This window comes from Colwellia piezophila ATCC BAA-637, assembly GCF_000378625.1.
Classification (GTDB): domain Bacteria; phylum Pseudomonadota; class Gammaproteobacteria; order Enterobacterales; family Alteromonadaceae; genus Colwellia; species Colwellia piezophila.
In genome coordinates, this window is sequence record NZ_KB905175.1 from 1 (window position 1) to 14,882 (window position 14,882).

The 14,882-nt window shown below is 38.9% G+C and carries 12 protein-coding genes and 1 pseudogene; 8 read left to right on the plus strand and 5 right to left on the minus strand.

Features of this window, described 5'->3' with window-relative positions; translation table 11 throughout:
* On the plus strand, positions 1-762 hold a 762-nt coding region (locus tag F580_RS0120885), incomplete at its 5' end, for a LysR family transcriptional regulator (protein ID WP_019029714.1).
* Between the two features lie 294 nt (positions 763-1,056).
* Here F580_RS0120885 and ohrR read toward each other — a convergent pair.
* Positions 1,057-1,523, minus strand: a pseudogene (ohrR, locus tag F580_RS25130) (transcriptional regulator OhrR).
* A gap of 133 nt (positions 1,524-1,656) precedes the next feature.
* Here ohrR and F580_RS0120895 point away from each other — a divergent pair.
* Positions 1,657-2,163, plus strand: coding sequence for a hypothetical protein (locus F580_RS0120895; RefSeq protein ID WP_019029716.1), 507 nt, complete (start codon positions 1,657-1,659; stop codon positions 2,161-2,163).
* A gap of 74 nt (positions 2,164-2,237) precedes the next feature.
* Complete coding sequence (locus F580_RS0120900; protein ID WP_019029717.1) at positions 2,238-2,771, plus strand: DUF1569 domain-containing protein; 534 nt, start codon at positions 2,238-2,240, stop codon at positions 2,769-2,771.
* A 141-nt stretch (positions 2,772-2,912) separates the two neighbouring features.
* On the opposite strand, the gene F580_RS0120905 is transcribed toward F580_RS0120900, so the two are convergent.
* On the minus strand, positions 2,913-3,992 hold the full coding sequence (locus F580_RS0120905) for a porin (protein WP_019029718.1): 1,080 nt from the start codon (positions 3,990-3,992) through the stop codon (positions 2,913-2,915).
* A gap of 248 nt (positions 3,993-4,240) precedes the next feature.
* Between F580_RS0120905 and F580_RS25740 the strand changes: the two genes are divergently transcribed.
* The gene (locus tag F580_RS25740) at positions 4,241-6,067 is read left to right on the plus strand and encodes a multicopper oxidase family protein (RefSeq protein WP_083927033.1); all 1,827 of its coding nucleotides are present in this window, start codon (positions 4,241-4,243) and stop codon (positions 6,065-6,067) included.
* A gap of 247 nt (positions 6,068-6,314) precedes the next feature.
* On the opposite strand, the gene F580_RS0120915 is transcribed toward F580_RS25740, so the two are convergent.
* Positions 6,315-6,506 (minus strand): hypothetical protein, encoded by a 192-nt coding sequence (locus F580_RS0120915; protein WP_157443202.1) that lies wholly within the window; start codon positions 6,504-6,506, stop codon positions 6,315-6,317.
* A gap of 335 nt (positions 6,507-6,841) precedes the next feature.
* On the opposite strand from F580_RS0120915, the gene F580_RS0120920 reads away from it, so the two are divergent.
* Complete coding sequence (locus F580_RS0120920; RefSeq protein WP_019029721.1) at positions 6,842-8,380, plus strand: ATP-binding protein; 1,539 nt, start codon at positions 6,842-6,844, stop codon at positions 8,378-8,380.
* A gap of 532 nt (positions 8,381-8,912) precedes the next feature.
* Here F580_RS0120920 and F580_RS0120930 read toward each other — a convergent pair.
* Positions 8,913-10,757 (minus strand): transcriptional regulator, encoded by a 1,845-nt coding sequence (locus tag F580_RS0120930; RefSeq protein WP_019029723.1) that lies wholly within the window; start codon positions 10,755-10,757, stop codon positions 8,913-8,915.
* A gap of 238 nt (positions 10,758-10,995) precedes the next feature.
* Here F580_RS0120930 and F580_RS0120935 point away from each other — a divergent pair, with 238 nt between their 5' ends.
* Positions 10,996-11,694: a HupE/UreJ family protein gene (locus tag F580_RS0120935; RefSeq protein ID WP_019029724.1), complete on the plus strand. Its 699-nt coding sequence runs from the start codon at positions 10,996-10,998 to the stop codon at positions 11,692-11,694.
* A 70-nt stretch (positions 11,695-11,764) separates the two neighbouring features.
* On the plus strand, positions 11,765-12,307 hold the full coding sequence (locus tag F580_RS0120940; protein WP_019029725.1) for a hypothetical protein: 543 nt from the start codon (positions 11,765-11,767) through the stop codon (positions 12,305-12,307).
* Positions 12,308-12,400: 93 nt separating this feature from the next.
* Here the strand turns inward: F580_RS0120940 and F580_RS0120945 are convergent, their stop codons facing one another.
* Positions 12,401-12,955 carry a hypothetical protein gene (locus F580_RS0120945; RefSeq protein WP_019029726.1) on the minus strand — a complete coding sequence of 185 codons (555 nt, stop codon included), beginning with the start codon at positions 12,953-12,955 and terminating at the stop codon, positions 12,401-12,403.
* A gap of 377 nt (positions 12,956-13,332) precedes the next feature.
* On the opposite strand from F580_RS0120945, the gene F580_RS0120950 reads away from it, so the two are divergent.
* Positions 13,333-14,643: a dipeptidase gene (locus F580_RS0120950; RefSeq protein ID WP_019029727.1), complete on the plus strand. Its 1,311-nt coding sequence runs from the start codon at positions 13,333-13,335 to the stop codon at positions 14,641-14,643.
* Positions 14,644-14,882 lie beyond the last annotated feature (239 nt).

Consider the following 14,882-nt stretch of genomic DNA (forward strand, 5'->3'; position numbering starts at 1 on the left):
CGCAGAGAAAAAAAGAGCTTCGAAGTAACTGAGCAGGGCAGGTTAGTTTATCAATATGCAGGGCAATTAGTTAAAAATGAGCAAGGGTTAATGGAACTGTTAGCGTTCGACGACCCGCTTTCTGGCGATTGTACTTTAGCTTGCTCTGGTGCACTTGCTCTGATGCTTTATCCTAAGTTATTGGATTTACAAGTTCAGCACCCTCAGCTTGTTGTTAAACTAAAAGCAGCGCCTAATCATCAGATATTAAATGAAATACAAACGGGAATAATTGACCTTGGTATCATCACTGATGCGCCAATCCATAGCCTATTTGATGTAGTGGAGCTTGGCCGAGAGCAACTTTGCTTAGTGCTTCCCGCTAGTGTTGAAACTGACGTTTATGGCAAAAATTTATTAACAGAGCTTGGTCTTATTGATCACCCTGATGCAGAGCATTATTTATCGCTTTATTTAGCACAAAGTCAGGAATCAGATTTTACTCACTTGAGTATTAAGGAGATCCCAGTTACTGGTTATGTCAATCAAATAAGCCAAATATTGCAACCCGTAGCAAAAGGGTTAGGTTTTACCGTATTACCAAAAAGTGCTGTAGATACTTTCCAAGAGCCGCAACATTTAAAAATATTTAACCTCAAAAAAACAGTAATAGAAACTTTATATATGGTGAAAAAGAGAAACAGAGTGCTACCATCACGTTTTGAAGTAGTGACGTCAGTATTACAGAAACATTTAGATGCTGTAAAAGTATGCAGGGGTTAAGGTCTGCTTTAGGCTCCACGTTACTGTTTAGAGATTAAATGTCAACGACTATAATGAGCTTGCAGGTTAAGAAGTATCAACCTTGATCTTACTCACCCTGGCTGGCATCTACGCCACTACAGCGGTCGTTCAGTGTTCACTTTGTAACGTGTACTCTTGGTGCGTATAGACGACAGAAATAGTTCAAAAATGAGATGCTTTTTCTAATGATTAAGTTATCGATCAATAGGGCTTAGGAACGTAATTAATGAAGACACTCAACAAGAGCATAACGTCAGCGGTAAGCCATATTAGTTAACTCTTTGATGCTAGGTTTTGGCTGAGTTGATCACAGATGGATTTTAACGCAAACAGTTGTTCTGATTTTAAGCCGCTTTTACTAAAAATAGTTTCTGGTATTTGTGCCGCTTCTGCTTGAGCTTTTCTCCAACCTCAGTCAAAGACATATCGCGACTTCGTTCATCTACATCATTTCGTTTTCTAACAATTATTCCTTTAGCTTCAAACCGTTTGAGTAAAGGTGTAATAGTGCCAGAATCCAGACGTAGTTTATTGCCTAAATTTTTGACATTAATGCCGTTATTACGCCATAGCACCAGCATAACCAGATACTGTGGATACGTCAGGTTTAATGTATCTAATAAGGGCCGATAGGCGCGTATCATCGCATTGGCAGCGCTATATAAAGAAAAGCAGATTTGATTCTCTAATAAAAGCTGCGGTGTTGAGTCGTTATCGGTCGAGTCGGTTGCTTTAGTCATTATTATTCAATCCAATTTACTCGAGTTGTATTTTGCACAATATACTTGTGTGTGACTAATCTTTCAATTATCATTGTTGACAATTATATTGTGCACAATGCATACTAATCAATTTTAAATTGGAAAAAACGTTATGCCTGAAATTTCATTGTTCGGCTGGTTCCACACCGGTATTGCTATAATCGCGCTGGTAGCAGGCTTTTACTCATTAGTTAGATTCAAGTTTATTTTACCTGAACACAAGGCCGGTAAAATTTATTTGATTTGTACTTTAATTGCTGCGACTACCGCTTTGGCTATCTTTAGACATGGTGGATTTGGTGCGGCGCATGCGTTGGCGATACTAACCTTACTTGCTCTAGCAGTTGGAACGATTGCGTCTAACACTCGTTTGTTTGCAAAGTTTTCACCTTATATTCAAGCCATGAGTTACTCGGCAACGTTATTGTTTCATATGATCCCGGCAATTACCGATGGCCTGATGCGATTACCGACGGATGCACCTATCGTTACGAGTATTGAAGATCCATTATTGAAAGGCTTCTATTTGTTTTTCTTGATTACTTATATTATTGGGGTTGGTGCGCAATTTTTATCATTACGTAAACGCATTAAGAACAAACACGCAGCAGTTGGCTGAGTTTCGCTCGGCTACACATTATAGCCAACAATTTTTTGCTTGTTAACAGGGCGTTAGCTCTTTAAGGAAGTGGTATGAAACGTAGGCAGTTTATTAAAGCTTCACTTGCAAGTGGGGCGGCTATTATAGGAATAGGTGCTGGGGCATTTCACCTCATTGAAGAGAGAAGCAAAGATAGCCTTACAGTCGACTTTGCTTTAAAAAAGCTAGATGAATTATCTAATGAAAACCTTCTAAATTTGGGTGAATGGGATCCGTATCAAATATTTACACATTGCGCACAAAGTGTAGAGTTTTCAATGTCTCAATTTCCAGAACATAAATCGAGTTTTTTTAAGAGCACAGTTGGTAAATTAGCATTCTCAATTTTTTCATCTAAAGGCAAGATGACTCACGGGTTAAATGAACCAATTCCAAGCGCCCCAACACTTACTAAAAATTTAGACTCAATAATAGCTCTAAATCGCTTGAAAAAATCATTGATTGAGTTTGATAGTTATCAGGGGGCTCTTGCCCCGCACTTTGCATATGGTGAACTAACAAAAGATGAATATGAAAAAGCGCATCTGATGCATTTATATAATCATCTGCAAGAAATAAAGAGCTAGCTGTTTAATAAGGACAAAAAACAGCTAGCTCTTTTCATCACTCTGATAAATAAGAATAGTCGCGTCATTCTTAATAAGAGCGTTTAATTTATTATGCCGCCAACCGCTCAGGTTTTTCTGGGTCGCGCTACTTCCTCCATCTTAGAAGTGGTCAGTTAAATCGACATCAAAGTTGTAGATTATGCCAATAGAAAACGCACCTGGACTTTCACCTAATTCGAGATCAACTTTATCGCCGTGTCCCTTGCCATTAACATTAAAGGCAACATTATATTCATTGGCAGTATAAGCATAGGCTGCATACAGTAAAGTATTGGCGTTTAATTGATAGTCGTAACCCCAGGCGAACATAATGGCATCACGGTCAACACCTGTGCCTATGCTTCGTGAGATTTGTAGCTTAAATTTTCCCTTATCGGAAAATTTAACTGTACTACCAAAAAACACACTATCTCTGTCGCTATTATCTTTGCCTTTGACATTAAACTCACTTTGTAAGCCGCCGCCAAAAGTGAAATAGTCAAGACTGTAACTACTGGTGAACGCTACCAGAGTATGCTCAGAGGCATTGTTTTCTGCCTGTGCAAAGCTCGCCAGCGCCACACCAACTTTTAATCGGTCATGCTGGTAATTCCCTTTCATAATAATGTGGCTGTTATCTTGATGGCCGTCTTCAAACTTATAGCTGAGTGAAACACTGACATCTTGAAGCATATTATTGAACCTTGGTGACGAATAAGAAACAACCTTATCTGAACGGCCTGCTAAACCTGAATCTGCCCAGAGATTACGTAAATCACCCACTTGATTGCGGAATAAATTGTAATCATTAGTCCATTGGTCTAACGCCGCTAAATGACCAACTTTTATCTGACCCAAGTTACCACGTAAACCGAGAAAAGAGGTACGTGTATCTGTTAGTAACTTATTGTTATTGTTATTGTTGTTGTTGTTGTCGGTATTACCATCAAGATCCCCCTGAAGAAAAATATCGACTCCCTGTTCGTATTGAAATAACAAGACGTAATCGCTATTTAGTTGATAGTTCCCTTTTACTCCCACATGTGATGAATTACTTGATAAAGATGTTCGGCCGTCATCAGATACTCGGGTTGCATCAACAGAACCATGGGCTGTTCCATAACCACTTAATTCATTGGCGACAACAATTGTGCTATTTAGTATCAAGACAGAAGTGATAACGGAGAATGCTAATTTCATTATTTTTGTTCCAGGTCAATTGACCATTATTCTGGTTAAAAGGTGACTAAATTAGTGCTGAAAAATGTAAAGATGAGTTGATAAGAATATAAATAAATAACCCTCATCATAGAGCGAACCAACAGACCCTTAGTAATACGTTTTGGCGTAATATTGACTATTTTTATTAAGCTACCATGAGGTAACAAAAAACGAAGTATGTTACATTGCCCCTTTCTATAGGTCAACGAAGGTTACGTAAAGTACAAATGAACAGAATATCTCAGATAGCATTGCTCACAATGCTGCTTTTATCTGGCTGTGTTCAGGATGATGAGCAAACAAATAAAAATGACGTTAAGGCTAATGCCGATGGTATTAGTAGTTTTGGTTTTTCCAAAAATATAAATGGGCAAGTATTAAAAGATATCAATTCAGATCCCAAAATTGTAGAAGTTAATTTAACGGCACAAGTCAGTGAAATCGAATATCAAACAGATGTTACTTCTGTGATTTGGTCATACAACGGTATGGTTCCCGGCCCAGTGATTAATGCCAATGTTGGCGATACCTTAATTGTAAATTTCACCAATAAATTACCTGAATCAACAACTGTACATTGGCATGGCGTTGAATTACCCGCCAATATGGACGGTAGTTTTATTGCCCAAAAAGCCATTCAACCGGGTAAACAGTTTACCTATAAATTTAAGTTATTAAGAGCCTCTACTTTTTGGTATCACCCGCATATGCGTGGTAACGAGCAAATCGAACTAGGCTTGCAAGGCATGCTGGTGGTTCATGATCCTGATGAAGACATCGCATTAGAGTTACCTAAAAAAGAGCATCACTGGGTTATCGATGATGTGCTTTTGGGGCACAGGGGCAGATTAGTTGAGGTTGGAGATCCTGAAGATCCCGCTGAACGAGCGAAAGTTCAAGTCAACGGGCGAGAAGGAAATAGGTTATTAATCAACGGCTTAGTTAATCCTGAAATGGAATGGCCTATTGGTGAGCCGCAACGTATCCGCGTAGTTAATACCGCCAATACCCGGTTCATGCGACTCTCAATTCCCGATCATACACTGTACCGCATTGGCGGTGATGCCGGCTTACTACAAGCGCCAATTACCACTGAATCAATTCAACGTATTAAAATACCTCAAGAGTATTTAGATGACATGGACGATATGGATATGCAGTGTATGAATATGGATAACGGTATGGACATGGGAATGAACGGCGGCATGACCATGAATGATGGCCGAATATCGGACCCTGATCTTAGCAAGGGTATTTTTCTAACTCCCGGTGAACGTGCCGACTTTATTGTTGTTCCCCACGGCTATGTTGGCGAAACTTTAAATGTTCAATGGCATGATTATCGTCGTGGTCGTCACAATACCTGTATCGATAAAGACACAGGCGAAGTTATCATGGAGATGATGTCTGGTGATGGTCAGCAAGCCCCTATCACCATAGCCACAATTACGTTAGTACAGGCAGGTACTGACAATGCTGATGTTAACCCTGATTATCAGCCACCAGCATTATTACGTGCCACAGAAAAAACAGTGGTAACCAATGCCCCCATCATTCCTGTTATTTTTGGCCACGAAGAGCCAGATGCAAATGGCGATGTTCACTTTTTTGTCACTATGCTCAATAACAAGGGCATAGCCTTTAAAGACGTTACTGCCGAAATGGCTCCCAGGGTAAATGTTAACGATACCCGTATTATTGAAATTAAAAACACCGTAATGGGGGATCATAACTTTCATATACACGGCTTTATGTTCCAGTTAATTGAAACCGAGTATGTTGATTTAGATGAGCCAGAGAACAATAAAATTGTGCCAGCACCAAGGATAGAACTCAAAGACACCATCCATATTCCTCGCATCCCAAGCATGGATGAAGGTAGATCATGGTCAATCACTCGGTTAGCAATTCACTTTGGTGATGAGGGTAGAGAAGGACAAATTTTCGCTTCCGGCAAAGAGCCGACCGAAACAACCTCGGGTGGCTGGTTATATCATTGTCATATTTTAGAGCATGGTGACCAAGGTATGGCGAGCTTTTTACAAGTTTTTTAGTGAACTGAATATAAAAAACCTCAGTTAGTATTCAGTAATGATGAAAATTGAGAATAGCTATGTTTCCATTAAGTGTAATTTACCTTTGAACTGGTTGTTTTTGTTATGGTTTATACTCATATCTAAAAACAGAAACCAAGCTGATTTGTTTTCTAAATACTATTCTGCTCTAATGGCAGCGCACATTTTGCAAAAAGACTGCAAAATAGTGCGCCAATATTGCCCAGGAATTATGGGGGCGTTATCGTCAGCTTTCAGTTCTATACTTGTCATTAACTTGAGCAAAGCTAATGGCAGGTATGTGGTAAAAGTGAGCCTTAGCTTTTAACCAATGAATAGTGAAAAATAGTTTACCGCTAATGACTTCTTGGTGCGCTTTGCTGACTCTAGAGATTGCTTCACTAACGGCAGCTCCAAGGCTTAAAGCGGACGTTAGCATCGATGATACCATTATGACTTCTGCTCGCTAAAAGATGACCTTTTGGCTGTGTTCAAATGGCTAACTAATATAATAAAGCTGATCAAATCAATAAATCGAAGGTATAAAAAACAAGGTTAACGATAGGAATATAAGCAAACATAAATAGATGAAGCCCTATGCTCATTATGTTTGCTAAACGTAATGTAATGTAATGTCATGACTACAGCTTAAGTTGTTGACCTTTAAATAAAATTTAAACTTTATAAACAAGTACTTCATCTGGATTCTCATTTTTGAACTATAGTTAAAGACTGTCTTGTTTCTTATCATTATCATCAATTGGAATCTTTTACATGAATTCTAACGACCCTACATCACTGCCATCAACAGAGTTGTTTCAATCCGTTTTAGATACGCTGCCGTTTTGTGTCTTTTGGAAAGACTTTAATAGTGTTGGGCTCGGGTGTAATCAAGCACTTGCCGATATTGCAGGACTTGACTCTCCGAAAGACTACATTGGAAAAACAGACTACGATTTACCTTGGACAGAAGAAGAGGCTGATTTTTTTCGTGAATGTGACCGACGCGTTATGGACTCTGGAAAGGCTGAAGTGAATATTATTGAAAGCCAAAAGCAAGCCAATGGTCGAATTGCATGGCTTGAAACGAGTAAGATCCCTTTAACCGATAAAAACGGCAACATCATCGGAATTTTAGGTGCCTTTCACGACATTACCGAACGAAAACGTATCGAGGATGAAAATATAGCGATTCAAAAACTTGATTCTTTAGGTACCCTTGCTGCCGGACTCGCACATGACTTCAATAACATTCTTGCAATGATTCTCGCTTCTAGTCAGATGGCAAAGATGAAAATAGCTAGTAGTACTGAAGAAAGTAACATTATAAAATACTTGGACAATATTGAAAATGCTACAAAGCGTGCTTCAGTCTTAACAGAGAAGTTTATGAATTACTCTGAACGTGGCCAAGTAACAAAAGTAGTCTGTAATCTCTCCTCAATGATTGAAGAAAGCATTGCTTTTGTGCAGCCTAGCATTAAAGCATCCATCAGATATGAAGCTAATAACCTCGAAGATTTTCTTTATGCTGATGTTAATCAAATCCATCAAGTGTTGAATAACTTACTGATCAATGCTTCTCAGGCGTCAACAGATAATGAAAAAATAATCGTAGCTGTTAATAAATGCAAAATTAAGGCATCGGGAACTTTAGGACTAAGCTCTGGTAACTACTTTGCCGTTTCAATTAAAGATAATGGGGTTGGAATTTCCGAAGATCAAAAAGAAGATATCTTTAAGCCATATTTTACCACAAAGGATAAGGGGCATGGACTAGGCTTGAGTTCTTGTCAAACAATAGTCAAAAATCATAATGGGTCTATTCAGGTCGAATCAAAAGTAGGCTCTGGTTCGACATTTACAATATATTTGCCTATATCCCCTCCACACAAAGATGTTGCGCATATCCCTCATCCGTTTTCAACTGAACTCATACGTGGTTCAGGGCGTATACTTTATATTGAAGACGACTTAGGTACCCAAGCTTCCATTGTTGAAATGCTACAAGAGTTAGGTTACGAAGTGCAATCCTATTCAGATGTGAAATCAGCAATTAACTATATAAAAGGTCATCCTGATAATTTTGATGTGGTTATCACTGATTTTATTATTGGGGACTTTTTACAAGGTGGGACAGAAATTCTCGATAATGTTCGTTTTATACGACCTAATTGTCCGGTGATTTTATTGACTGGTTACTTTAAAAACTTGGAGAAACGAGCAAAACATGATCATGAGTTTTCTTATATAGCACAAAAACCCATTGGTTTTGCCAAGATCAGTCAGATAATAAACAGTTATTTTAAGTGAAAAAATAATAGCAATTCATGGGAATAATCATCAGGAACTATTTGATCCCAATTACTAGATAATTAATCGTCTAGTGACCTGTAAACGCAGATAATATTTACTTGATATTTTTAGACATAAGCAGTTGTATTCAGCTCAACAATTCATACCTTAGTACGACTCCAAGTGACGAAGTTAACCATACAAATCCAACTGTAATGATTGTTCTTGAGGTTATAGCGGAAATTACAATTCATTTCCAATTTGCGTAAAGACACGTCCATATTCTATAACTCCATAGCGTCAGCTTTCGTATCTTAGTGACTGCTTCATAGATTGATTTTAACAAGCAATTTATGACCGCTTACGGCCCCACAGTAGTCTTTGTGGTTCTAAAACCTTAGGTCAGCAATGTGGTATTAGTGAACATTGAATAAGCGGGGCTAGAGCCTATTTAAAATGTTTTGTCGCCACCGCGACGCCAAGCAGGAAAAGCAAACGCCAAGCCTAGCGATGCATCAGATGATGATTGAGCTGCTAAAGGCAGAGCAAGCTAAAAGTTAAGTGCCAATAACTTTTCTTTATTATCCCGTCGCCAATTGCTGTCGGCATTGTCATTGATGTACTGAGAATAAAAATCGTAATTAACTTGAGCACTGGTTTCACTACATAATAGCAGGGCAATATCCAAACTTAGTCGGGTTTCGCCCCCAAGTCGAGCTTGTTCGAAGCTACGCTGAGCATGATGATTAAACTGTTCATTATCTTGATTCGCTTGTGCTATTAAGGCTTTCAAATACGAATTTTGGGCATTATCAGTACTGGCATTATCAAGCAGCGCATTAGCCTCAGTTAGTCTATTTTGTTTAATAAAATGCCGCATCAGTGCTTTTCGACTCGCTTGGGCAACCCAATGATCTGGGGTTAATCGAGTATACTCAAGTACTTGTTTCCAATGAGGCTCTTTATCCGAGGTCGTTTGGGCAAAAAAAGCATAATGAAAGGGGATTTTGGCAAAATGATAAATTGGCAGCTGATAGCTTTTCATCTTATTTTCAGCTTGCTGTAAGTACAAGTATTTATCGTCAGCTTCACTATGTTTATAGGCCAGTATTGATAGGTAGGTAAGGGCTTCTAGTTCACGCGGAATATCATTAGCCTTTAACGATAGACTTGCAGACTTGAGTAAACTTTCTTTAATGGCAGGGTAATCATCTTCTTGATGGTCTAACCATGAATGAGCATACCAGGCATCGGCTTGGCGTTTTAAATCACCAATTTGTTCAAAGTAACTAATAGCTGTGGTGAGCTTGTGAGCGCTTAAATCATAGAGTTCTTTACGGGTAAGTACTTTACTTTGAAAAAGCAAAGCGTTGCCTAGCTGCTGCCAATTGCCTTGTTGTTCAGAAAGTTTGGCTAACTTGTCTGCCATGACCATGGCTTTTTCCAGTTCATTGGTCATGATATAAACATCGATTAATACACCCAAAATGATGAGATCTTTGGGAGATTGTTGATGGGCAATAGATAAGTTTGCTTGTTTAAGCTCAGGGGTTTGAGCCGTATTGAGTAAGTTATAAATAACTTTCTGCTGTAAATGTTTTTGCAGTTTTTCGAGTACTGCTGCGTTCGAAGCGCCGGATAACTGCCCTTGCCAATCGCCAGATGGCCCTTTAACCAGAAAGTCGATATAACTGTGTTGCTTGTGGCGGCGTATCTGTGCGGTTAATATCAACGGGTGTGTTTGCGCTAACTCTGGATAGGTTAACTCCAGGTTATTGTGAAACTCATCAGTGGTAATGTTGTTTAACGCAGTAAAATCAAAAAATTCATTGTCGACAAGAGAAAATTTTTGCTCATCTTGGCTGTGTGAAATAGGAATATAAGCAATTTTCTTCAGTGCCGTTTGGTTTGCTGTGCTGGCTTTATTTTTAAAATTGAATGAAATAATGATAATCAGCATCATGCTGGCAAGGAGTGCATAGGGCCAATAACTTTTGGTTTTGCTCTGCGCTTTACTTGGAGAAATGTTCGCTAAGTTGCTAGATGAGATAGTCGCAGTAGGTGTTGGCGCATTTTTTTCAGTGAGCTTAGTCTCAGTTGATACTGAGTCAGCGGCTAATTGCCATTGATAGCCACGTTTTGGAAAAGTTTTAATGGCGCCATTACCAAATAAGCTTCTTAAATGGCTGATGTTTTGAAATACCGCTTGTTCAGAAACCACTTTATCTTGCCAAACTTGCGATAAAATTTCTTCTTTACTGAATACCTTGGCGGTTTGTCCAAGCAATAGTGCCAGAACCTTAGCCTCGTTGTGGCGAATGGCCAATGACTGGCCATTTTGTCTGAGCACTAAACTGTCACTGTCAAATTCAAAATCTTTAAAGCTATAGCGCATGGTCTGAAAAAGTACCTGAATAATGGTTGCGTATGCATCTTAACCCATTCGATATTAAAGCGGCACAAGCATTTGTTTAAATATATTTCCAGCTAGCTTTTTAATATTTTAAGCTAACGACTTGTCAGTATCAATTTAACTGTCATGATGTCGGCAATGTTTTATCTTATAGTTTCTGTCGCCGTTGTCACACGTGTGCCATTGATTAAATTGATACTGTAAAAATCGGAGTTATTAAATGTTTTCTAGTAGTAATCGCTTAGCCGTAATTGTGATGGTCTTGTGCCTGGTGGGCTTAAGCGCTTTTGATGCCGTAGCCCACGGTGTTGATGAGAGTACTCGGTTGTTTTTGTTAAATAATACCGGCGTGCAATTTTTCGCTTTTATGTATATTGGCGCTAAACATATGGTGACCGGTTACGATCACTTACTGTTTTTAGCAGGCGTTATCTTTTTCTTATATAAGAGTAGAGATATCCTGTTGTATGTCAGTATGTTTACCTTGGGACACAGTTTAACTTTATTATTTGGTGTGCTGTCTGACATACAAGTGAATGCTTATATCATTGATGCCATTATCGGGTTTTCTGTTGTTTACAAGGGCTTTGATAACTTAGGGGGCTTTAAACGCACTTTAGGTTTTAGCCCCAATGCTAAAGTAGCCGTATTGATTTTTGGCTTATTCCACGGTTTTGGTTTAGCGACAAAATTACAAGAATTTCAACTTCCGCAAGATGGCTTATTGGCTAACTTAATTGCTTTTAATTTAGGGGTGGAACTAGGACAGTTTGCCGCGCTAACAATTATATTGCTGGTGATTAGTTTTTGGCGAAAACATCATTCTTTTCAGCAGTTTTCAACCGCGAGTAACACCTTATTAATGAGTGCCGGTTTTATGTTGATAGGCTTTCAATTAACCGGATATTTTACTAGTTAAATTAACTAGTTATCCAATGAAAAAAATAACTCAATTGAAGAGTTCTGAACTAAAAAGAAGAGAAATAGATATGCAACATACGTTATCCACTAAAGCTTTACTCAAATCAACCCTCATTGCTTTGGCTATTGCCGTTTTAGTCTTAGTTAGTTTTATTTTACCGGCTGAATACAATATCGACCCAACAGGTCTTGGCGCTAAAATGGGTTTAACCGCGCTAGCAAACCCTGCCGCTAGTGTCGTTAAAATTGATGGCCAACAAACGGCTGAAGCAAAGACAGTGAGCAAAGATGCAACGGATATTATCGAGGTAGTGGTACCTGCGGGACGTGGTGTTGAGTATAAGTTTACTATGGCGCAATTTAAGAAAATGGAATATCAATGGCAAACGGGTGGTGACGAGCTTTTCTTTGATTTACATGGCGAACCTGAAGGTGATACCACTGGCTATTATGAAAGTTATGCTATTGCTACCTTAGCTGGCATGAAGGGCAGTTTTACTACACCTTTTGCCGGTATTCATGGCTGGTACTGGAAAAACAAGTCAGATAAAGCAGTGACAGTGAAACTGACCGTCAGTGGTGAGTATAGTGTCCACGGCCTGAAGAAATAACAGTGCTAAAAAAAATAGAACTAAAGACTTTTAGCATTCAATGAGCCGTTTAAACAACGGCTCACAATACTTGCTATTTTATCTAGTCATTATTTAAAATAAGTAGGAAACACTTAAATTGCCTGACATTGCAACGTAGCTGCCAGATTTAGGCACAAAACCGTCATACTTATCCGCTTGGCGAAGTGTTAATACAAAATCTAACGCGACAGGTCCCCAGTTATAACCTACGCCACCACCCGCTTGAATACCCGTAAAAGACTCACTACCACCTGCCTCGCTCCACTTATCAGAAAAGAAACCGGCACCACCGTAACCTCTAAAACCACGTTTTGATAAACCGACACCACCGTATGCCATCACATCAAAGCCTGAACTTTCTAGGGCAAAAGTATCATTGTCTAGTGAAAAATAAGTAGCTCTTATTTGAAAGTGATTATTAAAGGCATAACCTGCTACTAAGTTGAAACCACTGAAATCTAGGTCTGAGCTGGAGCTGTTATCACCTGCTAAGGTGAACGCATAAGAGCCAATGCCAACACTCCAGTTTTTTTCTACTGGGGCTTCAACTTCCACTTCATTGGCATAGACTTGAGAGCCAAGTAATAATGTTGATAAAAGTAAAGTTCCTTGGAATAATTTTTTCATTATTTTTCCTATCTGTATTTTAAAATGAGGCATTCAAATAAACGCCTAAATATATAACATGTGTTACATGCCGGAATGATAACGTATTAAGATGTGATCTTAAATAGCACTCTGTTGATGTTATTATAAAAAATACTTGGCATTAAGGACAGGAACAGCCTTTTAGGCGGTGTTTTCTTGGCGGTTAATAGCTTTAGGCCAGTGAGTAGCAACTGCTTTGACGTGATTATTATGGTGGACTGGGATTCGAGCTGAACATGGCTAAAAAATCCATTCACCTTGTAGAAACTCTATTTTATCTCTATTTGGTGCTTATGCTTTGACATTAGTGCATAGCATTGGCAAAGTGATTTTTTAAATGCGAAAAGATAATAATAATGAAATCAATAAGCAGTAAGCGTGTTAAAAATTTACCCTTTAAACTTTCTCCGTTAATGGCCGGTGTGGTTTTATCCTTAGGTGTTGTTGTCAGTGGTTGCCAAGCCCCTAAAACTGCCACGCCAAATAGTAGCAACGTCGTGACATCCTCAACTAACGTTGAGCAAGTTGCAGCTGCTAATCATGCGGTATTAGCCGAAGTAATAGCTAAAAAATATATTATTACTGATGGCCATATTGATGTGCCATACCGCTTAGAAAGCAAATTTGAAAACGTTTCTGCTCACACTGAACATGGCGATTTTGATTTCCCCAGAGCCGTTGCGGGTGGTTTAGATGCACCTTTTATGTCGATTTATATTCCAGCCAGACTTGAGCAAAGTGGTGGTAGTAAAGCGCTTGCCGATAAATTGATCACTATGGTTGAAGCGATAGTCACAGAGGCACCCGATAAATTTGCTTTAGCTTATTCAACGGCAGAGATTGAAGCCAACTTTGCCAAAGGCATCATTTCATTGCCTATGGGTATGGAAAACGGCAGTCCCATTGAAGGCGATTTAGCCAATCTTAAACATTTTTATGATCGCGGTATTCGCTATATCACCTTAACCCATTCAAAAGCGAACCACATTTCAGATTCTTCTTATGATGAAAATCGCCCCGCTGGCGGTTTAACTGATTTCGGTAAAACCTTAGTAGCAGAGATGAATAATATTGGCGTCATGGTTGATGTTTCTCATATCTCTGATGACGCTTTTTATGATGTTATGGCGGTAACTAAAGTACCGGTAATTGCTTCTCACTCTTCAGCGCGTCACTTTACCCCAGGTTTTGAACGTAATATGAGTGATGACATGATTATAGCGCTTGCGAAAAATGGTGGCGTAATCCAAATTAACTTTGGTTCAAGCTTTATCTCTCAAAAGGCTATTGATTATGGCAAGTTACGTAAACTAGCGATAAAGACCTTTAGCGCTGAAAACAACGTTGAAGCAAACAGTGTTGAAGTTAAAGCGTTTAAAGAGCAATACAAAACTAACAATCCATACCCTTTTTCTAGCCTAAGTGATGTGCTTGATCACTTTGACCATGTGGTGAAATTAGTTGGCATTGATTATGTTGGTATTGGCTCTGACTATGATGGTGTTGGTGACAGCTTACCAACAAACCTAAAAGACGTGGCTTCGTACCCTAACTTAATTGAAGGATTGCTTGATCGTGGTTATAGCGAGCAAGATATTGCTAAAATTCTTTCAGGAAACGTGATGCGTGTATGGAAAGCCGCTGAAGCCTATGCAGCTTCGCACTAGCGACTAATAAGCCATTAACTTCCCCTTGAGCATTGCTTATGGGGGGTAATACCAAACGGATTAATTAACTGACCAACTTAGAACTACGTTAGTGAGCTTAGAACCAACAAAATGAGTTAAACATAGTTATTCTATATTTCATTCATTTTGTGACGTTATCAGTTTGCTACCGAGTTCCCGAAGGGCGAGTTTAAAAGGCTTATATGCGGCGTTATTGATTTTGACAAGGGAATAACCAT

What these genes read in the sequence shown, in the direction of transcription:
- F580_RS0120895 (WP_019029716.1), top strand. Translation starts at nt 1,657, where the DNA reads ATGCCTGAAATTTCATTGTTCGGCTGGTTCCACACCGGTATTGCTATA.
- F580_RS0120900 (WP_019029717.1), top strand. Translation starts at nt 2,238, where the DNA reads ATGAAACGTAGGCAGTTTATTAAAGCTTCACTTGCAAGTGGGGCGGCT.
- F580_RS0120905 (WP_019029718.1), bottom strand. Translation starts at nt 3,992, where the DNA reads ATGAAATTAGCATTCTCCGTTATCACTTCTGTCTTGATACTAAATAGC.
- F580_RS25740 (WP_083927033.1), top strand. Translation starts at nt 4,241, where the DNA reads ATGAACAGAATATCTCAGATAGCATTGCTCACAATGCTGCTTTTATCT.
- F580_RS0120915 (WP_157443202.1), bottom strand. Translation starts at nt 6,506, where the DNA reads ATGCTAACGTCCGCTTTAAGCCTTGGAGCTGCCGTTAGTGAAGCAATC.
- F580_RS0120920 (WP_019029721.1), top strand. Translation starts at nt 6,842, where the DNA reads ATGAATTCTAACGACCCTACATCACTGCCATCAACAGAGTTGTTTCAA.
- F580_RS0120930 (WP_019029723.1), bottom strand. Translation starts at nt 10,757, where the DNA reads ATGCGCTATAGCTTTAAAGATTTTGAATTTGACAGTGACAGTTTAGTG.
- F580_RS0120935 (WP_019029724.1), top strand. Translation starts at nt 10,996, where the DNA reads ATGTTTTCTAGTAGTAATCGCTTAGCCGTAATTGTGATGGTCTTGTGC.
- F580_RS0120940 (WP_019029725.1), top strand. Translation starts at nt 11,765, where the DNA reads ATGCAACATACGTTATCCACTAAAGCTTTACTCAAATCAACCCTCATT.
- F580_RS0120945 (WP_019029726.1), bottom strand. Translation starts at nt 12,955, where the DNA reads ATGAAAAAATTATTCCAAGGAACTTTACTTTTATCAACATTATTACTT.
- F580_RS0120950 (WP_019029727.1), top strand. Translation starts at nt 13,333, where the DNA reads ATGAAATCAATAAGCAGTAAGCGTGTTAAAAATTTACCCTTTAAACTT.